This is a genomic window from bacterium SCSIO 12827 (genome assembly GCA_024397995.1).
In the GTDB taxonomy this organism is placed as follows: Bacteria; Pseudomonadota; Alphaproteobacteria; order Rhodospirillales; family Casp-alpha2; genus UBA1479.
Window position 1 is genome coordinate 3,300,539 of record CP073746.1, and the last position, 18,960, is coordinate 3,319,498.

General features: G+C 64.3%; 23 protein-coding genes. 15 read left to right on the top strand and 8 right to left on the bottom strand.

Annotated features, from left to right (window positions below; genetic code table 11):
- The first annotated feature begins 57 nt into the window (after positions 1 to 57).
- Together KFF05_15415 and KFF05_15420 are read left to right on the top strand one after the other, a co-directional pair.
- On the top strand, positions 58 to 300 hold the full coding sequence (locus KFF05_15415; GenBank protein UTW51281.1) for a hypothetical protein: 243 nt from the start codon (positions 58 to 60) through the stop codon (positions 298 to 300).
- A 99-nt stretch (positions 301 to 399) separates the two neighbouring features.
- Positions 400 to 828 carry a DUF2141 domain-containing protein gene (locus KFF05_15420; GenBank protein ID UTW51282.1) on the top strand — a complete coding sequence of 143 codons (429 nt, stop codon included), beginning with the start codon at positions 400 to 402 and terminating at the stop codon, positions 826 to 828.
- Between the two features lie 33 nt (positions 829 to 861).
- On the opposite strand, the gene KFF05_15425 is transcribed toward KFF05_15420, so the two are convergent.
- The gene (locus tag KFF05_15425; GenBank protein ID UTW51283.1) at positions 862 to 1,677 is read right to left on the bottom strand and encodes a hypothetical protein; all 816 of its coding nucleotides are present in this window, start codon (positions 1,675 to 1,677) and stop codon (positions 862 to 864) included.
- A 151-nt stretch (positions 1,678 to 1,828) separates the two neighbouring features.
- Positions 1,829 to 2,398, bottom strand: a complete 570-nt coding sequence (locus KFF05_15430) for a DUF924 domain-containing protein (GenBank protein ID UTW51284.1) — start codon at positions 2,396 to 2,398, stop codon at positions 1,829 to 1,831.
- 149 nt (positions 2,399 to 2,547) lie between these two features.
- Between KFF05_15430 and KFF05_15435 the strand changes: the two genes are divergently transcribed.
- The 4 genes from KFF05_15435 to KFF05_15450 are packed head-to-tail and all read left to right on the top strand — an operon-like array spanning position 2,548 to position 4,765.
- The gene (locus KFF05_15435; GenBank protein ID UTW51285.1) at positions 2,548 to 2,772 is read left to right on the top strand and encodes a YnbE family lipoprotein; all 225 of its coding nucleotides are present in this window, start codon (positions 2,548 to 2,550) and stop codon (positions 2,770 to 2,772) included.
- Positions 2,772 to 3,107 carry a YdbL family protein gene (locus KFF05_15440; GenBank protein UTW51286.1) on the top strand — a complete coding sequence of 112 codons (336 nt, stop codon included), beginning with the start codon at positions 2,772 to 2,774 and terminating at the stop codon, positions 3,105 to 3,107. Before KFF05_15435 ends, KFF05_15440 begins: the two co-directional genes overlap by 1 nt.
- Before the next feature lie 4 nt (positions 3,108 to 3,111).
- On the top strand, positions 3,112 to 3,333 hold the full coding sequence (locus tag KFF05_15445; GenBank protein UTW51287.1) for a hypothetical protein: 222 nt from the start codon (positions 3,112 to 3,114) through the stop codon (positions 3,331 to 3,333).
- A 34-nt stretch (positions 3,334 to 3,367) separates the two neighbouring features.
- A complete protein-coding gene (locus KFF05_15450) occupies positions 3,368 to 4,765 on the top strand; it encodes an amidase (GenBank protein UTW53747.1) in 1,398 nt (465 codons plus the stop codon).
- Here the strand turns inward: KFF05_15450 and KFF05_15455 are convergent.
- From KFF05_15455 to KFF05_15480, 6 genes are read right to left on the bottom strand one after another with little or no spacing between them, the layout of a single operon-like run.
- The gene (locus KFF05_15455) at positions 4,762 to 5,397 is read right to left on the bottom strand and encodes an HAD-IA family hydrolase (GenBank protein UTW51288.1); all 636 of its coding nucleotides are present in this window, start codon (positions 5,395 to 5,397) and stop codon (positions 4,762 to 4,764) included. The genes KFF05_15450 and KFF05_15455 overlap by 4 nt on opposite strands.
- Positions 5,397 to 6,329, bottom strand: a complete 933-nt coding sequence (gene ftsY / locus KFF05_15460; protein UTW51289.1) for a signal recognition particle-docking protein FtsY — start codon at positions 6,327 to 6,329, stop codon at positions 5,397 to 5,399. Before ftsY ends, KFF05_15455 begins: the two co-directional genes overlap by 1 nt.
- Positions 6,329 to 7,582, bottom strand: a complete 1,254-nt coding sequence (gene mtaB / locus KFF05_15465) for a tRNA (N(6)-L-threonylcarbamoyladenosine(37)-C(2))-methylthiotransferase MtaB (protein ID UTW51290.1) — start codon at positions 7,580 to 7,582, stop codon at positions 6,329 to 6,331. The genes ftsY and mtaB overlap by 1 nt, the downstream gene beginning before the upstream one ends.
- 4 nt (positions 7,583 to 7,586) lie before the next feature.
- Positions 7,587 to 8,441, bottom strand: a complete 855-nt coding sequence (locus KFF05_15470) for a diaminopimelate epimerase (protein ID UTW51291.1) — start codon at positions 8,439 to 8,441, stop codon at positions 7,587 to 7,589.
- Positions 8,442 to 8,489: 48 nt separating this feature from the next.
- On the bottom strand, positions 8,490 to 9,149 hold the full coding sequence (locus KFF05_15475; GenBank protein ID UTW51292.1) for a 4Fe-4S dicluster domain-containing protein: 660 nt from the start codon (positions 9,147 to 9,149) through the stop codon (positions 8,490 to 8,492).
- A gap of 40 nt (positions 9,150 to 9,189) precedes the next feature.
- Positions 9,190 to 9,588, bottom strand: a complete 399-nt coding sequence (locus KFF05_15480; GenBank protein ID UTW51293.1) for a helix-turn-helix transcriptional regulator — start codon at positions 9,586 to 9,588, stop codon at positions 9,190 to 9,192.
- A gap of 307 nt (positions 9,589 to 9,895) precedes the next feature.
- Here KFF05_15480 and ffh point away from each other — a divergent pair, with 307 nt between their 5' ends.
- From ffh to KFF05_15525, 9 genes are all read left to right on the top strand, one after another.
- A complete protein-coding gene (gene ffh, locus KFF05_15485; GenBank protein ID UTW51294.1) occupies positions 9,896 to 11,269 on the top strand; it encodes a signal recognition particle protein in 1,374 nt (457 codons plus the stop codon).
- 84 nt (positions 11,270 to 11,353) lie between these two features.
- Positions 11,354 to 11,824 (top strand): 30S ribosomal protein S16, encoded by a 471-nt coding sequence (gene rpsP / locus KFF05_15490; GenBank protein UTW51295.1) that lies wholly within the window; start codon positions 11,354 to 11,356, stop codon positions 11,822 to 11,824.
- A gap of 38 nt (positions 11,825 to 11,862) precedes the next feature.
- The gene (gene rimM / locus KFF05_15495; protein ID UTW51296.1) at positions 11,863 to 12,417 is read left to right on the top strand and encodes a 16S rRNA processing protein RimM; all 555 of its coding nucleotides are present in this window, start codon (positions 11,863 to 11,865) and stop codon (positions 12,415 to 12,417) included.
- The gene (trmD, locus tag KFF05_15500; GenBank protein ID UTW51297.1) at positions 12,417 to 13,115 is read left to right on the top strand and encodes a tRNA (guanosine(37)-N1)-methyltransferase TrmD; all 699 of its coding nucleotides are present in this window, start codon (positions 12,417 to 12,419) and stop codon (positions 13,113 to 13,115) included. Before rimM ends, trmD begins: the two co-directional genes overlap by 1 nt.
- 45 nt (positions 13,116 to 13,160) lie before the next feature.
- Entirely contained in the window at positions 13,161 to 13,649 is a 489-nt protein-coding gene (gene rplS / locus KFF05_15505) for a 50S ribosomal protein L19 (protein ID UTW51298.1), read from the top strand.
- Positions 13,650 to 13,799: 150 nt separating this feature from the next.
- The gene (leuC, locus tag KFF05_15510; protein ID UTW51299.1) at positions 13,800 to 15,200 is read left to right on the top strand and encodes a 3-isopropylmalate dehydratase large subunit; all 1,401 of its coding nucleotides are present in this window, start codon (positions 13,800 to 13,802) and stop codon (positions 15,198 to 15,200) included.
- A gap of 27 nt (positions 15,201 to 15,227) precedes the next feature.
- The gene (gene leuD / locus KFF05_15515; GenBank protein ID UTW51300.1) at positions 15,228 to 15,854 is read left to right on the top strand and encodes a 3-isopropylmalate dehydratase small subunit; all 627 of its coding nucleotides are present in this window, start codon (positions 15,228 to 15,230) and stop codon (positions 15,852 to 15,854) included.
- Positions 15,855 to 15,891: 37 nt separating this feature from the next.
- Positions 15,892 to 17,001 carry a 3-isopropylmalate dehydrogenase gene (leuB, locus tag KFF05_15520; protein UTW51301.1) on the top strand — a complete coding sequence of 370 codons (1,110 nt, stop codon included), beginning with the start codon at positions 15,892 to 15,894 and terminating at the stop codon, positions 16,999 to 17,001.
- Between the two features lie 139 nt (positions 17,002 to 17,140).
- A complete protein-coding gene (locus tag KFF05_15525) occupies positions 17,141 to 18,709 on the top strand; it encodes a PAS-domain containing protein (protein UTW51302.1) in 1,569 nt (522 codons plus the stop codon).
- The last annotated feature ends 251 nt before the right edge of the window (positions 18,710 to 18,960 follow it).

The window sequence follows — 18,960 nt, forward strand, 5'->3', positions numbered from 1 at the left end:
GGCAAAATTTACCGGGCTTTGAGACTCCGTTAACTTTTGCCCGACTATCCTCGGCGCATGAACAGCGTCAACACGCCCACAGGCGGATCAACCGCCCTTCCCGCGAAGCCCGCCGGCCGGTCGACGGTGACCTACGAGTCGGAGTCCGTGCGCGAAGTCCAGGCCCGCGCCAACCATATCCGCCAAGGCGAAACGGCGGTCGAACGGCGCGGCATGCGGCGTTTGAACGAAGTCATGGCCACGGGCAAGGATCTGCGCCGCGACGTGCCGCGCGGGTTCTACCTGAACATCACGGTCTGACGCCCCCGCGCCCGCAGACCCCCTGCGGGCTTGATCCCAGCGCGATCCGTTCATAGCTTCACCCAAGAAGCCCGAAACCCGACACAGGATCCCCGGCCGGTGTTCAGAACTGCCCTGATTTCCCTGGCGATGTGCAGTGCATTGGCGACCGGCCCCGGCCATGCCGCCGATCTGACCGTGACCGTGACGGGGCTGAGGTCCGATGAAGGCAACGTGCATATGGCGGTTTATGACCGGTCGGAAACGTTCCCCAAAAGCGACGGCATGCTGTCGGAAGGTGTCATCCCGCCCGCGGGACGCCGCGCGACCTGGGTGTTCAAGGACCTGAAGCCCGGACGCTACGCCATCGCGGCGTTCCATGACGCCAACGGCAACCATTCCTTCGACCAGGGCCTGTTCGGGATTCCGCTGGAGGATTTCGGCTTTTCCATGGGCGCAAAGGTGTTCCTGAGCGCTCCCGCGTTCGAGGAAGCGGCCTTCTCCCTGGGGAAGGAAGGCCGCACCATCACGATCGATCTTGGAAATTAAAACGAAGAGCCGACGCCGTCAGCGTCGCCCCCTTCAATTCTGATCGCTGCTGCCGCCGCCCAGGCGATCCGAATAGATCCGCACGATGTCGAGCGGAAACACCTCGGTGCCGGCCGTGCCGGCGGGCTCACCGCGCTTCACGGCCTGGGTCAATTGCGGATTGTTGGCGAGTTGCTGGAACTTCCGTTCCATGACCACGGCAGGTGCCCGCTTGGTCAAGCCGGCGATATCCAGATGGCCGATCGCCGCAACCATGTCCTCTTTCGACAATTTGGTGCCCTGTGGCGCGCAGTAGTAACCGAAAAGGTGGTTGTCGTAACGGCCGCGATAGTCATGGGGATCGCTGTTGAATTCGGCATGGAAACCAAAGCAGCTTTGCCCCGTGTCCTTGCGTTCGAACGGCAGCAGGTAATAGGGCAGCTTGCCCTTGTAGGCAAAACTGTCGGCGCCGTAGGCGAACTTGCCGCCCTTGGCCAGATTCCAAAGCTCCAACGTGTCCCGGGTGGTCTTGTCGAATTCCAAGACATGCTTGTCGCCGCCTTGCGCGCCATAACCGTAGGACGAGGCCTCGACGGAAATGACTTCCGCCTGAGCGCCGCCGGCACCTCGGAACAAGGCGTATTCTTCTTCCTGGTAGTTGTCCTTGTACTCGGCACGCAGAACGCTTTGTGGCGCCAAACCCGGCGCGTCGAACGACAATAACTCGCTGCCGGGCGGCACCGGTGCGACGGCGGGGGAAACGTTCCAGGTCGCGTTCATGGTGCAACCGGCGATCAACAGCGCCGCACCGGCAACGGCGACGCTTTTCCACATCAACGCCGATGAGGATTGCGTACGGGAGGATTTCATCTGCGGACACTCCAGTGAATGGCGGATGGATCCGGAAACCGCCCCTTCCCGGACATACGTTCAATATTGCATTTATAAATTGGGTCCGCGGGCAGGGGAAATCAAGTTTTCGCGCGCGAAACAGGCGGCTTTATTTTCAATCAATTACGCCTCAGAATCCGCGCCCGTTGTCGGCCAGGAAGGCGATTTCAGCCTCCGTCGACGGCCGGCCGAAGACGGCGTTTCGATGGGGGAAGCGGCCGAATTCTCGGATAATCGCATGGTGCTTGAGCGCCGAATCGACGCCGGCATCGTTGGGGATCGTGGCGAACAGCAGGACCGAGCGTTCCTGGGCCGCCAGATCCTCGGCATGCATGAACGGCATATAAAGGAACATGCGCTGCGCCCAGTCGAGCCCCCGGTCGTGGCGCGCCATCAGCGCTTTGCGCGCATGCGCCAGGGCCTGCGCATCCGTGGCATAGGCGTCCGGTTTGTCACGGAACAGATTACGCGGCATCTGATCAAGCAGGATGACCAGGGCGAGGCTGCCCAGGGGTTTGCGCGCCAGGCTGTCGTAATGGCCCTTGGCCGCCCAATGGTAATGATCTTCGAAACGGGCCCGGATATCGGTGTCGAACGCCGCATCGGTCTTGAACCAAACGTCGCGGAACACGGGCTCGCCCGTGTCGTCCCGCACGAACCAGAAATCCAGAACCTCTTCGATCACCGCCGCCCGTGACATGCGGCCCTCCTGTGTCCCTTACCGCCAAACAACCATAACAGGCCCACGGACCCTTGTTATGCCCCCCTCTTTAGCGATAGCGTACACGCCCTGCCGTGCAAGCGGCGTGTTTTTTCCGGCTCGGCATATGGAACGGAGAGAGTCCCCCCATGACAGTCTGCTTCCGATGGCCCTTTGCCCCTGCAACCCTGCTTCGCGGCGCCGTCTGCGGCGCGGCCCTGGGCGTGATCGCGGCATGCCAGCCGACCGTGCAGGTAAATGCACCGGAAAAACCCATCGTCATCAATCTGAACGTGAAAATCGAACACGAGGTCCGGGTGAAGCTGGAGAAAGACGTGGACGATCTTCTCAAGAAAAACAGTGGTTTGTTCTGATGAAGCGCATGATGAAATCGATCGCCCTCGCGGCGGTGCTGGTCGTGACCCTGACCGTCAACGCCTTCGCCATGGATTTGAGTACGGCCAAGGGCCAGGGGTGGGTGGGTGAACGCCCGGACGGCTATCTGGGCGCTGTCGCCGCCGGGCGCGCCGACGTGCAGGCCCTGGTCAACGACATCAATGCGCAGCGCCGCGCCCAGTACCAGGCGCTCGCACAACGGAACGGCACCTCGCTTGCCGCCGTCGAACAGGTGGTCGGCCAGAAACTGATTTCCCGTGCCGGGCCCGGCGAATACGTGATGACGCCCGGCGGCCAATGGGTCCGCAAGTAGTCCCATGACCCCATCCGACACCAACACCGGCGACATGTCTGCTCTGCTCGACTGGCTTGACCAGTTTCAGGGATTCCGGCCCGAAGACGTAAGCCTGGCCGATCCGGCAGGGGCGTCCCGCAACGCCGCCAGGGCCGGACGCGACGCCGCCCGGGACCTGCCCTTCGATGCTGACCCGGCGGGCTTTACCCGCCTGCTTGAAACCCTTGCCCGCAAAGACCCCTGATCCCGTGACCAAGCCCGCCGCCGATCCCGCCTTCATGACCCTGGCCGAGGCCGCCGCCGCGATTGCCGCCGGTGACATTTCGTCGCGCGAACTGACCGAAGGCTGCCTCAAGCGCATGACGGCGCTTGATCCCAAGGTCAACGCCATCGCGGGATTGGACGAAGCAGACGCCCTGGCGCAGGCCGACGCCGCCGATCAGGCCCGAGCCAAGGGCGAGAACCTGGGCCCGCTGCACGGCGTGCCGCTCGCCCATAAGGACATGTATTACCGCCGTGGCCGGATCACCGCCTGCGGCTCCGTCATCCGCAAGGATTTCCGCCCCGACCACACGGCGACGGCGCTGCAACGGCTCGACGCCGCGGGGGCATTGGATATCGCGCGGCTGAATATGGTTGAATTCGCCTTCGGCGTGACCGGCCATAACGACGTCGTCGGCACACCCCGTAATCCCTGGAACACGGACCATATGACCGGGGGATCATCCTCCGGCTCGGGCGTGGCGGTGGCGTCGCGCATGTGCTTCGGCGCATTGGGATCGGACACGGGCGGCTCGATCCGCCTGCCCGCCGCCTGCTGCGGGCTTGTCGGGATGAAGCCGACCTACGGGCGGGTCAGCCGCCATGGCGCCATGCCCTTAGCCTATTCCCTGGATACGGTCGGGCCGCTGACCCGCACCGTGCGCGACAACGCCCTGATCATGCAGACCATCGCCGGGTTTGACGCCAACGACCCGGTTACCGCCGGGACGCCCGTCGGCGATTATCTGGGCGGGCTGGACAAGGACGTGCGGGGGCTCAAGGTCGGCCTGCCGGAAAGTTTCTTCTACGAAGACGTCGCCCCCGAGGTTCGGGTCCTGGTCGAAGCCAGCCTGAAGGTGTTCGAGGACCAGGGCTGCGAGATCGTGCCCGTGAAGATCCCCGATGCCGTCGCCGTCATGAACCGCCTGACCAACCTAATCACGGCGACGGAGGGGGCGGCCGTGCATACCCGCTGGATGGCCGAGCGGGCATCCAATTACGGCCCGCAGACCCGCGCCCGCCTGGCCATCGGCCTGTTCACGCCGGCGAGTGTCTATCTTCGCGTGCTGACCCTGCGCAAGCAGTTGGTCCGGGAATTCTGCGATCAGGTGTTCGGCAAAGTCGATGTCCTGCACACGCCATTGATGACCATGCCCGTGCCGACCCTGGCCGAAAGCAACATGTCCGCCAACCCGGGGTTCGCCGATTATCTATTGAAGATCGGGCACAACACCCGGCCGGGGAATTTCCTTGGATTGCCGGGCCTCAACGTGCCCTGCGGCTTCACGCCGGACGGCCTGCCCTGTTCGTTCCAATTGATGGGCCGCCCCTTCGACGAAGGGCTGCTCTATCGTCTCGGCCACGCCTATCAGCAGGCCACGGACTGGCACGAGAAAGCGCCCGACCTGGGTTAATTCAGGAAGTCCAACAGCGGCTCAAAGGTTCTTGAGTCCATGACCACGGGGGCACTCCCGTCGCCGGGCGCCATGCCCGCCTGGTTGTGCCAGAACACGTCCATCCCGGCCTTGTGCGCCCCCGCGATATCGAAGGGCGATCCCGCGACGTATAAGGTGCGTTCCGCCGTGGTGCCGAGCGCAGCCAAGCCTGCCGCATAGGCCTTGGGATTGGGTTTATACCAGCCCGAGGTCTCGGCGATGGTAACCGCGTCGAAATCGACACCGACACCGACACCGGCCACGGCCTTTTCACTCAGGGCGACGGAGCAGTTGGTGACGACACCGACACGAACCCGCCCCTTCAGCCCGGTCAGAGTCTCGGCGACACCCGGCCAAGGCTGGAGATCACCGTAACCGTCGAACAGAGTCTGCACGGCGGCCTCGGAAATATCTTCCTGACGGGCGGCCTCGCGCACCAGATCTTCATAGGACACATAGGGTCCGGGCTGGGCGAAGGTCACGCGCAGATAGGCCATGCGCCAACGGCGGCCCGGCTCCGTCCCACCGGCGGCATCATTCCACAGGTCCCAGGAATTCAGCAGGCCCGTCAGCAGGTCGCAAAGGACCGCGTCGTACCGGCCCGACGCCATCAGCCGTCCAACCCCATGAGCGAGCGGGCGAAGCTGCGGGCCTCGAAAGGTTTCAGGTCGTCGATACCCTCGCCCACGCCGACGGCATGGACCGGTAGGCCGAATTTTTCCGCCAAGGCCACGACCACGCCGCCCTTGGCCGAACCGTCCAGCTTGGTCATCACCAGGCCCGTCACCTCGACCGCGTCCTTGAACGCCTCGACCTGGGAATGGGCGTTCTGGCCGATGGTCGCATCCATCACCAGAAGACAGGCATGGGGGGCCGTTTCATCCTGTTTCTTGATGACGCGGACAACCTTTTCCAGTTCCGCCATCAGGTCTTTCTTGTTCTGCAGGCGGCCGGCGGTGTCGATGATGACGATGTCGTGGCCCTGGTCGCGGGCGTCGCGGACGGCATCGAACGCCAAGCCCGCCGGGTCGGCGCCCTGGGCGCGGGCGACCACTGGACAGCCCGTGCGCTCGCCCCAGACCTGAAGCTGTTCGATGGCGGCGGCGCGGAAGGTGTCGCCGGCGGCCAGCAAGACCGATTTTCCCTGAGCCTTGAATTGGGCCGCCAGCTTGCCGATGGTCGTCGTCTTGCCCGACCCGTTGACGCCGCAGACCAGAAGCACGAAGGGCCGGGGTCCGCCGTCGACGGAAAGCGGCCGGGCGGCGGGTTCCAGCAGGGCCGCGATCTCATCGGCCAGGGCTTCGCGGACTTCGCCGTCGGTCACTTCCTTGTCGAACCGGCCCTTGGCCAGCGCCGTGGTCAGGCGGGCCGCCGTGGCCACACCCAGATCACCCCGGATGAGAATCTCTTCAAGCTCGTCGAGGGCGGCCTGGTCCAGTTTGCGCTTGGTAAAGACGTCGGTAATGGCACCGCCGACCCGGTCGGCGGATTTCGCCAGGCCCGACCGCAGCCGGGCGAGCCAGCCCTGGGATTCCTCCGCCATCAGGCCGCGGTGCCTGTCAGACCGCCGGGCCGCACGCCGGTGATCCGCGCGGCGACGACCGCACCCTCGGCGACCGAGGCATCCAGATGCACGGGCGCGTATTGGGGGCTGTAGCCCATGGCGTCGCGTTCGATCAGCACCGGTACGGTCTGCCCCACACTGGCGGCGAGGAAGCGGTCAAGGTTGGCCGCGCCCGCATCGCGCAATTCCGCCGCACGGGCCTTGCGTTCCGGCACGTCCACGGTCGGCATCCTGGCCGCCGGTGTGCCCTCCCGTTCCGAATAGGGAAACACGTGCAGATGAACCAAGTCGAGGTCGCGCACGGCGGCAAGCGTGTTGTCGTGCATGGCCTGCGTTTCGGTCGGGAAGCCCGCAATCAGGTCGGCGCCCAGAACCAGATCGGGGCGCAGGGCACGGGCACGCTCGGCAACTTTGTAGGCGTCATCGCGGCTGTGGCGGCGCTTCATGCGCTTCAGGACCATGTCGTCCATGGCCTGGAGCGACAGATGCAGATGCGGCATCAGGCGCGCTTCCTCGGCAAGTGCGCGAAACAGCTCGTCATCCATGGCGGCGGGGTCGAGGGACGACAGGCGCAAGCGTTCCAGTTCCGGCACCGCCTTGAGCAGTCGCCGCACCAGCTGGCCCAAAGTCGGATTGCCCGGCAGGTCCGTACCGTAGGAACAGATATCGACGCCGGTCAGCACGACCTCGCGGTAGCCCCGGGCGACCAATGCCCGTACCTGATCGGCGATGGCGCCCATGGCGAGGGAGCGGTTGTTGCCGCGCGCGAAAGGGATGATGCAGAAGGTGCAGCGGTGGTCGCAGCCCTGCTGCACCTGAACGAAGGCGCGGGCGCGGCCGTCGAAACCGTCGATCAGATGGGCCGCCGTTTCCTTGATCGTCATGATGTCGGCAACCTGGATTTCCGGGCCGTCCGGATTGCCGAGCGCTGCATAGGCAGTGGGGTCGAGCTTTTCCTCGTTGCCCATGACGCGGTCGACTTCCGGCATGGCGGCATATTTCGCGGGGTCGAGCTGCGCCGCGCAGCCGGTAACGATGACCTTGGCCCCCGGGCGGTCGCGGCGCGCACGGCGGATCGCCTGGCGGGCTTGGCGTTCGGCCTCGGCCGTGACGGCGCAGGTATTGACGATGATGGTGTCGGCCAACCCGGCGCGGGCCGCGTTGGCGCGCATGACTTCGCTTTCGAAGGCGTTCAGGCGGCACCCCAGGGTGATGACATCCGCACCGCTCATGGCATCACCCGCCGGTCGCGGCGCCGTTCAGCAGCCGGGGGTCCAGGGTGCCGGTGAAACTGGTGGCCACGGGCCCGGTCAGCAGCACGTGGTCGTCAGGCAGCCATTCGACGGTCAGGGTACCGCCGTCGACGATCACGTCGGCCTTGCGGCCGGCGATCAGGCCGCGGCGCACGGCGGCGACCAAGGTCGCGCAGGCGCCCGTGCCGCAGGCCTGGGTCACGCCCGCCCCCCGTTCCCACACCCGCATGCGGATGGAACCGTCAGGACGCAGGCTGGCGGCTTCGACATTGGTGAACTGGGGGAACATCTTGTGCTGTTCGATGACGGGGCCGAACACCTCGATCGGCACGGCATCCGCATCATCGACGAAATAGACCGCATGGGGATTCCCCATGGAAACGCAGACCGCATCCTGAAGCGGCCCGGCACCGGCATCGACATGCAGGGTGTCGACCGCTTCGGACAGGGGGATTTCCCGCCAGTCCAGGCGTGCGGTGCCCATGTCCACGGTAACAAGGCCGTCCTTGCCCTTTTCCGCGTCCAGCAGCCCCGCACCCGTTTCGACGATCAGATGGTCGGAGGATTTTTCATCCATCAGCATGGCCGCGATGCAGCGGGTACCATTGCCGCAAGCCAGCGATTCCCCGCCGTCGGAATTGTGGAACCGCACGAAGACATCGGCGATGTCCGAGCGCGGCCGTTCCAGCACGATCAGCTGGTCACAGCCGACGCCGCGTCGGCGATCGGCGATGGCTGCGGCCTGACCGGCGGTCAGGGGCATCGGCGTCTCGCGGGCGTCCAGCACCACGAAGTCGTTGCCCAGGCCGTGCATCTTTATAAAGGGCACCTGTTCCATGGCTCGCTACATAGGCCCGACAGGCCGAGAAGTCCATGCCCTTCGCCCTCAGGACCCGAAGGCGGTGAGGAACGATTGGGCAAGGAACGCCTGATGTTCGGGACCGTAAGCATGGCCCGCGCCGACCGGACAGGCGCGCCGCGCCAGGCAACCGCCGGTCATGCAGCCCTCCCCTTCAGCCGCGCGCAGATGCCCCAGGCAGGCCGGAAGGTCGAAGCCCGTCTCTCCGAAGGCGTTCACGGGACAGGCCGACAAGCAGGGCCGGTCGACACAGCCGTCGCAGGGATGGGCGGCCGCCGGCGGCGAGCCCAGGTCGATCATCCCGGCGAACAGCAGCGCCCCCCGGTAGCTGTGCCACAACCCGAATTCAGGATGGGTGAGCGGGCCGATCGGCGATGGCTTCAACCCCTCCGCGCGCATGGCCCATTGCTGAAACGGATGATGGGGCGGGCCGCCAAAGGGGTAGACCACGCGGGCGCCAAGGTCCGCCGCCGCCGGGGCCAGGACCCGTTCCGTCCAGGCGTCCAGAGGATCGGGCTCATCCCGGCGATTGGCCTTGAAATGGGGCCACAAACGGCCACCCTGGTCGCCGACCAGGATCAGGGTCCGGGTTCCCCCCGGCACGGCGTCTTGCCCTGCCGGATGAAACCCGCCCCGCAGGGCAAGGCCCGTGGCCGCGATGCGGCGTGTTACCGTGATCAGGTCCATGACTGCGTTTGTCCTCCCGGCAGGTTCAGGGGTCAAGGCGTCAGGCGGTCTTATCCGCCGCCCGCGCCAGGGCGCGGATCGCCTCGGTGACGCTGCGGCGCAAGCTTGGGTCGCGGATGCGCGCAAGCTGCCGTAAGAAGTCCTCGGCTTCGCCCGCGAAGGCCTTCGCCGCCCCCGCGCCGATGTCCGGCCCTGACCAGATCTCGTCCGCGCCGTCGAACAGATCGGCGGGATCGCAGCCGAACAATCGCGACAAAATCAGGATTTCGCCCGCCTTGACCTCGGTCAAACCGATTTCCCGGTTGGTATAGGCCTGCACGGAAAGGCCGAGCGCACGGGCGGTGGTGGCGCGGGAAACACCGCCGCGTTCGCGAAGCGCCTGCAACCGCGCGCCGATATGTGAGGCCAGTTTCCCGTCGTCCTTACCGTCCGTCGCCATCTGCCGCTCAGAAATTCGCGCTATATCCAATCAAGTTGAAACTTTTGGTTGCATAATATGTAGTATTTTAACTCCTATAGCATGGGGCGCAGCATTCGCAAGCCTTTCAAATATGCGCCGGGACCAGCCGGCGGTTGACTTCCGGGGCCTTGGTCCATAGATTGCGCGCCGACATTCCACTGGGTGTACGGATCATTCCGTCCCGAGGGGCGACGCCAGTCCGCGAGTTTCGCGCACTGGCGCGTTTGCCGTTGGGCATTTGATCTGGTTTTTTTGAGTTTGGACCGAAAAGGGTAATCAGGCGCATATGTTCGAGTCTCTAAGCGAACGCCTGTCCGGCATTTTCGACGGCCTGAAACGACGCGGCGCCTTGAAGGAAGCCGACGTCGAGGCAGCGCTGCGCGAAATCCGCGTCGCCCTGCTGGAGGCCGACGTCGCCCTGCCCGTGGTCAAGGACTTCATCGACGGCGTCAAGGAACAGGCCGTCGGCCAGAACGTCCTGCGATCCGTCACACCGGGCCAGATGGTCGTCAAGATCGTCCACGATGCCCTGGTCGAGATGCTGAGCCCCGCCGACGCCGAAGGGGCGGGCCTGGCCATCCACGGCAACCCGCCGCAGGCGATCCTGATGGTCGGTCTGCAAGGGTCGGGTAAAACGACGACCAGCGCCAAGATCGCCAAGCGCCTGGTTGAGCGGGAGAAAAAACGCGTACTGATGGCATCACTCGACGTTTACCGCCCGGCCGCCCAGCAGCAGTTGCAGGTTCTGGGCGAGCAGACGGGCGTGCCCGTGATGACCCCGGTGCTGGGCGAACTGCCGGTCGCCATCGCCAACCGGGCCATGGAAACAGGGCGCCGCGAAGGTTATGACGTGGTCATCCTGGATACCGCCGGGCGCCTCGCGCTCGACCAGGAAATGATGACCGAGGTCATCAACGTGCGCATGGCCGCCGTACCGTCCGAGGTTCTGCTGGTCGCCGACGCCATGACCGGCCAGGACGCAGTCAATCTGGCCAAGGAATTCAACGACCGGGTCGGCATCACCGGCATCGTGCTGACCCGCGTCGACGGCGACGGCCGCGGCGGCGCGGCGCTGTCCATGCGCCAGGTCACGGGCAAGCCGATCAAGCTGATGGGGACCGGCGAAGGCGTCGACGCCATCGACGGCTTCGACGCCAACCGGGTCGCCGGCTCGATCCTGGGCATGGGCGACGTGGTCGGCCTGGTCGAAAAGGCCGCCCAGGTCGTCGAGCAGGAAGACGCCGAGAAGCTCGCCAAGAAGATGATGAAGGGCCAGTTCACCCTTGAAGACATGGGTGAGCAGTTCAAGCAGTTGCGCAAGATGGGCTCCCTCGACGGCATCCTGGGCATGCTGCCCGGCGCGGCCAAGGTCAAGAACGCCTTCGACCAGCATAACGTGGACGACAAGATGATCGCCCGCCAGGAAGCCATCATCCTGTCCATGACGCCGAAGGAGCGGCGCAATCCAAAGGAAATCAACGGCTCGCGCCGCAAGCGCATCGCCGCCGGTTCCGGCACCTCTGTGCCCGAGGTCAACCGGCTTCTGAAACAACATCGCCAGATGGCCGACATGATGAAGAAAGTCGGCAAGAAGGGCGGCCTCAAGGGTCTCATGGGCGGCATGCCGCCCGGCATGATGCCCCCCGGCATGCCCCGGTAATCCGGCATCACGTAACCCGCAATCAAGACAACCAGAACATCAACCCATTCCAAGACATCAGACCAGACAAGGATTGAATAGAACATGTCAGTAAAAATCAGGCTCGCCCGGGGCGGCGCCAAGAAGCGCCCCTACTACCAGATCGTCATCGCCGACAGCCGCCGCGCGCGCGACGGCAAGTTCATCGAGCGCGTGGGCTCCTACAACCCCATGCTGCCCAAGGACAGCCCCGACCGGGTGAAGCTGAATGAAGAGCGCATCAAGCATTGGCTCGGCGTCGGCGCCCAGCCGACCGACCGCGTGCACCGTTTCCTGGGCCAGGCCGGCCTGACCGACGCGCGTCCGACCCCGGAAAACCAGACCAAGCGCGCGGCCCCCAAGGCCAAGACGGTCGAGCGCATGAAGGAACGCGAAGACAAGTTAAAGGCAGCCGCAGAAGCCGCGGCCGAAGCCGCAGCGGCCCCGGCCGAAGCGGAAGCTCCGGCAGAAGAAGCCGCGGTCGAGGCGCCGGCTGAAGAAGCCCCGGCGGCACAGGAAGAGGAGACGAAGGAGTAGTCGGCGAAGCGCGACACGAGCGTCAGGGTGGCCAGGCCATGACGGGCGGCGAAGGGAAAACCCCGGAACGGGTCTGTCTCGGCGTCATCGTCGGGGCCAGGGGCCTGAAGGGCGACCTCAAGGTCAAGAGTTTCGCCCAGGTCCCGGAAGACCTCACCGCCTATGGTCCGCTGGAAGACGAAACCGGCAGCCGCCGGATCGACCTTCGGATCACCGGCCAGACCAAGGACGTTCTGATCGCCCGCGCCGAGGGTGTCGGCGACCGCACGGCGGCGGACAAGCTGAAGGGCCTGCGCCTTTTCGTGGGCCGCGACCGGCTGCCGCCCCCCAATGAGGACGAATATTATTATTCGGACCTGATCGGGTTGGCGGTCGAGGTACCCCAGGGCAATCTGGGCACGGTGCGTCAGGTGTTCGATTTCGGCGCCGGCGACGTGCTGGAGATCGCAGGCGGGGATTTCGGAACGGTCATGGTGCCCTTCACCCGGGCCATCGTGCCGGTGGTGGACCTCGACGGCGGCCGGCTGGTGGTCGATCCGCCGGACGGGCTGCTGGACGACAACGGACCGGACGAAGGCGGGCAGGACGCGTAATGAGCGGTTGGACGGCCAAGGTACTGACGATCTTCCCGGAAATGTTCCCGGGACCGCTTGGTTGCTCGCTTGCCGGAACGGCGCTTGAAAAGGGCATCTGGGCCCTGGAAACGGTGGACATTCGCGACTTTGCAAGCGATAAACACCGCTCCGTGGACGATGCCCCCTTTGGCGGCGGCCCCGGCATGGTGATGCGGCCCGACGTGGTCGACGGCGCCATCCGGAGCGCCCGGGAAGGTGCTGCGGATCTGCCGTTCATCTATCTGACCCCCCGGGGCCGGCCATTGGGCCAGAAACGGGTGGCGGAATTGGCGGCGGGGCCTGGGATGATCCTGCTGTGTGGTCGGTTCGAGGGCGTCGACCAACGGGTGCTGGAAGCCCAGGACGCGGAAGAGATATCGCTTGGCGATTTCGTCCTGTCGGGGGGCGAGCCGGCGGCCCTGGTGGTGTTGGATGCCTGCCTTCGTCTGTTGCCGGGCGTGATGGGCAAGGACGCATCGCTGGAGGAAGAGAGTTTCGAGCGGGGATTGCTGGAGTATCCCCACTACACGCGGCCCCAGGAATGGCAGGGCCGCAAGGTGCCGGAGGTTCTGGTTTCCGGGCACCACGAGAAAATAGCAACCTGGCGCCAGCGCCAGGCGGAGGAAATCACCCGCGACCGGCGGCCCGATCTTTGGGCGGCGCACGAGCGGACCTAGGAATTGCCGGCGACGGCAGAGCGTTTGTAAGGAAAGGTTTGAACCATGAACATGATTGAACAACTGGATCAGGAACAGATGGCCCGCCTGACCGGCGACAAGGAGATGCCGAAGTTCGCCCCGGGCGATACGATCCGCGTCAACGTCCGCGTCGTCGAAGGCGAGCGGACCCGTCTGCAGGCTTTCGAAGGCGTGTGCATCGCGCGCAAGAACGCCGGCGTCAATTCGGCCTTCACCGTGCGCAAGCTGAGCTACGGCGAAGGTGTGGAACGTGTATTCCCGGTGTATTCCCCGAACGTCGACTCGGTTGAGGTCGTGCGCCGTGGTGACGTCCGCCGGGCCAAGCTGTACTATCTCCGGGGCCTGACCGGTAAGGCCGCGCGTATCGCGGAAAAGACCGACGGGTTCTCGGGCAAGGTGTCGCAGGAAGAAAAGAAGGCCGCGCGCGAAGCCAAGGCCAACCGCGACGAAGCGTCGAACAAAAAAGGCGGCAAGAAAAAGTCCGCCGAACAGGAAGCCACGACCGAGGAATAATTCCCGAGGGGCAACCCAGGGAAGCTTTCCAAGGTTGGCACGCAGGGCCCGGCTTGTTCCGGTCGGGTCTGCGCGCCATATATAAGAAACCAAGGAACCGCAGCGCCGTCGGGGGCCGGCGTTCGTGCACACGTCGGAGGACACATACCCATGGCACAACCGAAAACGCTGTTCGAGAAAATCTGGGACAGCCATCTGGTCGAAGTACAGGAAGACGGCACCTGCCTGCTGTACATCGACCGGCACCTGACCCACGAGGTCACCAGCCCCCAGGCTTTCGAAGGCCTGCGTAACGCCGGCCGCAAGGTCCGCCGCCCGGACCTGACGCTCGCCGTCGCCGATCACAACGTCCCGACCAAGCGGGGCGAAACCATCGACAATCCTGAATCGGCGCTGCAGCTGGAAATGCTGACCAAGAACTGCGCGGAATTCGGCGTGCCGTTGTTCGACATGGGTGACGTCCGCCAGGGCATCGTCCACGTGATCGGCCCGGAACAGGGCTTCACCCTGCCCGGCACGACCATCGTCTGCGGCGACAGCCACACGGCGACCCACGGGGCCTTCGGGGCGCTTGCCTTCGGCATCGGCACGTCCGAGGTCGAGCACGTGATGGCGACCCAGACCCTGTTGCAGTCTCCGTTGAAGAACATGCGCATCACGGTTGATGGCGACCTGCCCTTCGGCTGCACGGCCAAGGACCTGATCCTGGCGATCATCGGCAAGATCGGCACCGCCGGCGGCACCGGCCATGTCATCGAATACGCCGGCAAGGCGATCCGCGACCTGTCCATGGAAGGCCGCATGACCGTGTCCAACATGACCATCGAAGGCGGTGCCCGCGCCGGCCTGATCGCGCCGGACGAAACCACCTTCGAATATCTGAAGGGTCGCCCCATGACGCCCAAGGGCGCCAACTGGGAAGCCGCCGTCGCCTATTGGAAAACGCTGCCCTCGGACGAAGGCGCCACCTACCAGAAAGAAGTCACGATGGACGCGTCCACCATCGAACCGCAGGTCACCTGGGGCACCAGCCCGGAAGACGTGGTGCCGATTTCCGCCGTCGTTCCCGGACCCGGCGATTTCACCAATCCGGACAAGCAGGAATCGGTCAAGATGGCGCTCAACTACATGGGCCTGGAACCGGGTACCCGCATGGAAGACATCAAGATCGACTACATGTTCGTGGGGTCCTGCACCAACGGGCGGATCGAAGACATCCGCGCCGTCGCCGAGGTCGCCAAGGGCCGCAAGGTCGCCGACCATGTGACGGCCCTGATCGTTCCCGGATCGGGTTTGGTCAAGGAACAGGCCGAACAGGAAGGTTTGGACAAGATCCTGCTGGAAGCCGGTTTTGAATGGCGCGAGCCGGGATGCTCCATGTGCCTGGCCATGAACGAGGACAGGGTGCCTGCGGGTATGCGTTGCGCCTCCACGTCGAACCGCAACTTCAAGGGCCGCCAGGGTGCCGGTGCGCGCACCCATCTGGTCAGCCCGGCAATGGCGGCGGCAGCTGCCGTCAGCGGCCACCTGGCCGACGTGCGCAAGCTCTGACCCCCGTTCGCAAAAGGAATCGTTCAAATGGAAAAATTCACCAAGCTGACGGGTGTCGCGGCACCCATGGACATGATCAACATCGACACCGACATGGTCATCCCCAAGCAGTTCCTGAAGACCGTCAAGCGCGACGGCCTGGGCAAGAATCTGTTCCACGATATGCGCTATGACGCCGACGGTAACGAAAACCCGGATTTCGTGCTCAACAAGCCGGCCTACCGGAACGCGGAAATCATCGTCGCCGGCGACAACTTCGGCTGCGGCTCGTCGCGTGAGCATGCCCCCTGGGCGCTCAAGGATTGCGGCATCAAATGCGTGATCTCCACCTCCTTCGCCGACATCTTCTATAACAACAGCTTCAAGAACGGCATGCTGCTGATCAAGGTGTCCAAGGAAGAGTTGGACAAACTGATGGACGACGCCGACCGGGGCGCCAACGCGACCCTGACCATCGACCTGGAAAACCAGACCATTTCCGGGCCCGACGGCGGGGAAATCTCGTTCGACATCGACCCCTTCAAGAAGCATTGCCTGATCAACGGCCTGGACGACATCGGCCTGACCGAGCAGAAAGTGAAGAAGATCGACAGCTTCGAAGAACGCCGCGACGCCGCGCAGCCCTGGATTCCGGGTGCCGCAACCGTCAGCTGAGCCACGCGATAAAAATCAAAGACGAGGAAACCAGCCCATGGCTGCCAACAAGAAACTGCTGATGCTGCCCGGCGACGGCATCGGCCCCGAAGTGATGAAACAAGTCCAGACCATCATCGATTGGATGGACAAGCGCCGCCACGTCTCGTTCGACGTGGCGGAGGACGTGGTCGGCGGCGCCGCCATCGATAAATACGGCCAGCCCCTTGGCGACAACACCCTGGCCGACGCCATGGGCGTGGACGCCGTTCTGCGGGGGGCCGTCGGCGGCCCCAAGTGGGACAACGTGGCGCGTGACCTGCGCCCGGAAATGGGCCTGTTGACCTTGCGCAAGGAAATGGACCTTTACGCCAACCTGCGCCCGGCGACGGTCCTGCCGGCCATGGCCAAAGCGTCGAGCCTGAAGGAAGATCTAGTGTCCGGCCTGGACATGCTGATCGTCCGCGAACTGACGGGCGGCGTCTATTTCGGCAAGCCGCGCGGCATCGAGACGCTGGCCGACGGCAGCCGCAAGGCCGTCGATACCCAGGTCTATTCGGAAGCCGAGATCGAGCGCGTCTGCCGCCTGGCCTTCGAACTGGCGGGCAAGCGGTCGGGCAAGCTGCATTCCGTGGAAAAAGCCAACGTGATGGAGACAGGCGTGCTGTGGCGCGCCATCGCCACCGAAGTCGGCAAGGATTTCCCCGACATCGAACTGCATCACATGTATGCCGACAACTGCGCCATGCAGTTGGTGCGTCAGCCCAAACAATTCGACGTGATTGTCACCGACAACCTGTTCGGCGACATCCTGTCCGATTGCGCGGCCATGCTCACGGGCTCGCTCGGCATGCTGCCTTCGGCCTCGTTGGGTGCGGCCGACAGCGACGGGCGGCGCAAAGCGCTGTACGAGCCGGTGCACGGCTCCGCCCCCGATATCGCCGGCCAAGGCATCGCCAATCCCATGGCCATGATCCAGTCCTTCGCCATGTGCCTGAAGTATTCCTTCGACATGGGTGAGGATGCGGACCTGATCGAACAGGCCTGCAAGAACGTGCTGGACGCGGGCCTGCGCACCGCCGACATCATGGAAGCCGGGATGACCAAAATCTCGACCACCCAGATGGGCGAAAACGTGGCCAAGGAACTGGACAAGCTGGCGGCTTGACCGGTTCCTTCCTCCGGCCCACGACAAATAGTGTTCTGCGTCACAGCTTTGCAGCACACCGCTGCTTAGGTTAGCCCCTTATAAACACTCGGTACCGGCGCGCCCCGACCCTGGGAGCGCCGCAACCGGAGGGTCGAGCATGCGGGATTCAGAAGAACAAGAGGCCCCGTCGGAACTGTCCGGAACAGCTTCCGACGCCGGGCCCGACTGGCAGACCATCGTCGACAGCATCGATACGTCGATCCGCGCCTTTGACGCGGACGACCGACTCGTCGCCTGGAACAAAGCCTTTACCGAGATTGCCGGCACCCCTCCACTGGAATGGCGCATCGGCATGACCCAGTACGAGGTGCTGGAGCAGCTGGCGCGGCGCGGCTACTACGGCGACGGTGATCCGAAGGAACTTGCGACCAAACGGCTTCGCACCATCCGCAACAACCGCGACCGCGGCGCACCCGAAGAAATCGCCGTTCTGCCCCGCATGTTCCGAACCCGCAAACGATTCTGGCGGGAAGACGGCATCCAGATCGCCACCTCGCGCAATATCGACCAGCAAACGATCATCGAACAGGAACTGGCTAACAAATCCGCAATCCTGAAAACACTGTTCGAAACTCTGGATCAGCCGGCTTGCGTGATAAATGGCGACCATCGAATCATCGCCTGGAACGATAAGTTTCTGGAATTGAGCGGCCTTGATGCGAAAGACGCCCACGAGGGCATGCATATCCTCGAAACCCTGACCAGTTCCGCCCGCCTCGGCAATCTCGGCGAAGGCGACCCGGAAGAACTGGCCCGCGCCCGCTACCGGAAAATGTGGGAAAAAGGCGCCCCCGCCCCGCACGAAGTCATCCACCGGGCGGGCGGGCGGACATTCGACGTCCACCGGGGGCAGCTGCCGGACGGCGGCGTGGTTTCCATCTTCAACGACGTGACGGAACGTGCCCGCGCCGCCGAGGAATTGCGCGAGGCCAAGGCCCAGGCCGAGAACGCCAACGCGGTGAAATCCGATTTCCTCGCCAACATGAGCCACGAGCTGCGCACGCCGCTCAACGCCATCATGGGCTTCGCCGAGATGATGATTCACACCAAATTCGACGATCCCGACCGTTATCAGGAATATGCCGGCGACATCCGAAACAGCGCCGAGCTGCTGTTGAACATCATCAACGATCTGCTTGACCTGTCGCGGATCGAGGCGGGCAAGACCGAATTCCGTCTGGTTACCGTCAACCTGTATGACTGTACCTCGACCTGCGTTGACCTGATTCAACGGACGGACGGGGCCCAGCGCCTGACCATCGAAAACCTGGTGCCAAGTGACTTTCCCAATGTCCAGTTGGATGAGACCTTTCTGCGCCAGGCGTTGCTGAACCTGCTGTCCAACGCGGTCAAGGCGACGCCCGACGGCGGGTGCATCACCGTCACCGCCGAAATGTCCGGCTACGAGCGGTTCGCCCTGACCGTCACCGATACGGGCATCGGCATGCCACCGGAAATGGTCGAGACCGTGTTCAACCCCTATGACGGATCGGGGAACAGTTATGTGCGCAAGGAGAAAGGCACGGGCCTGGGCCTGTCGATCGTCAAGCGCCTGGTCGAAATGCTGCGTGGCGACGTTTCCATCGTCAGCGTGCCGGGCGAAGGGACGGCCGTGCGCATGGACCTGCCGACCGCCTTCACACACCCGGGCAGTCACACGGATTAGCGGGATAACCCTGGTTTTTTCTTGCGTCACGGCCCCCTTGGGAGTATGCCAGCGGCCATGAACACGCATGACGCAATCCTGGCCCCCCTTCCCACCATTAAAGGGAAGATTAAAACCGCCACCACGAGGTGACGCGGGCTTGCTGCATTGTGCGATATTAGCAAACGGCCCGCGGATACACCCCGCGGGCCGTTTGCGTTAAGATACGCGCATCGTCCCGCCCGGGATATTCGATCCAAGGGCCCCAGGGA

Bases quoted from the DNA above. Each gene is read 5' to 3' on its own strand.
- KFF05_15415 (UTW51281.1), top strand. From the start codon at position 58: ATGAACAGCGTCAACACGCCCACAGGCGGATCAACCGCCCTTCCCGCG.
- KFF05_15425 (UTW51283.1), bottom strand. From the start codon at position 1,677: ATGAAATCCTCCCGTACGCAATCCTCATCGGCGTTGATGTGGAAAAGC.
- KFF05_15430 (UTW51284.1), bottom strand. From the start codon at position 2,398: ATGTCACGGGCGGCGGTGATCGAAGAGGTTCTGGATTTCTGGTTCGTG.
- KFF05_15435 (UTW51285.1), top strand. From the start codon at position 2,548: ATGACAGTCTGCTTCCGATGGCCCTTTGCCCCTGCAACCCTGCTTCGC.
- KFF05_15440 (UTW51286.1), top strand. From the start codon at position 2,772: ATGAAGCGCATGATGAAATCGATCGCCCTCGCGGCGGTGCTGGTCGTG.
- KFF05_15445 (UTW51287.1), top strand. From the start codon at position 3,112: ATGACCCCATCCGACACCAACACCGGCGACATGTCTGCTCTGCTCGAC.
- KFF05_15450 (UTW53747.1), top strand. From the start codon at position 3,368: ATGACCCTGGCCGAGGCCGCCGCCGCGATTGCCGCCGGTGACATTTCG.
- KFF05_15455 (UTW51288.1), bottom strand. From the start codon at position 5,397: ATGGCGTCGGGCCGGTACGACGCGGTCCTTTGCGACCTGCTGACGGGC.
- ftsY (UTW51289.1), bottom strand. From the start codon at position 6,329: ATGGCGGAGGAATCCCAGGGCTGGCTCGCCCGGCTGCGGTCGGGCCTG.
- mtaB (UTW51290.1), bottom strand. From the start codon at position 7,582: ATGAGCGGTGCGGATGTCATCACCCTGGGGTGCCGCCTGAACGCCTTC.
- KFF05_15470 (UTW51291.1), bottom strand. From the start codon at position 8,441: ATGGAACAGGTGCCCTTTATAAAGATGCACGGCCTGGGCAACGACTTC.
- KFF05_15475 (UTW51292.1), bottom strand. From the start codon at position 9,149: ATGGACCTGATCACGGTAACACGCCGCATCGCGGCCACGGGCCTTGCC.
- KFF05_15480 (UTW51293.1), bottom strand. From the start codon at position 9,588: ATGGCGACGGACGGTAAGGACGACGGGAAACTGGCCTCACATATCGGC.
- ffh (UTW51294.1), top strand. From the start codon at position 9,896: ATGTTCGAGTCTCTAAGCGAACGCCTGTCCGGCATTTTCGACGGCCTG.
- rpsP (UTW51295.1), top strand. From the start codon at position 11,354: ATGTCAGTAAAAATCAGGCTCGCCCGGGGCGGCGCCAAGAAGCGCCCC.
- rimM (UTW51296.1), top strand. From the start codon at position 11,863: ATGACGGGCGGCGAAGGGAAAACCCCGGAACGGGTCTGTCTCGGCGTC.
- trmD (UTW51297.1), top strand. From the start codon at position 12,417: ATGAGCGGTTGGACGGCCAAGGTACTGACGATCTTCCCGGAAATGTTC.
- rplS (UTW51298.1), top strand. From the start codon at position 13,161: ATGAACATGATTGAACAACTGGATCAGGAACAGATGGCCCGCCTGACC.
- leuC (UTW51299.1), top strand. From the start codon at position 13,800: ATGGCACAACCGAAAACGCTGTTCGAGAAAATCTGGGACAGCCATCTG.
- leuD (UTW51300.1), top strand. From the start codon at position 15,228: ATGGAAAAATTCACCAAGCTGACGGGTGTCGCGGCACCCATGGACATG.
- leuB (UTW51301.1), top strand. From the start codon at position 15,892: ATGGCTGCCAACAAGAAACTGCTGATGCTGCCCGGCGACGGCATCGGC.
- KFF05_15525 (UTW51302.1), top strand. From the start codon at position 17,141: ATGCGGGATTCAGAAGAACAAGAGGCCCCGTCGGAACTGTCCGGAACA.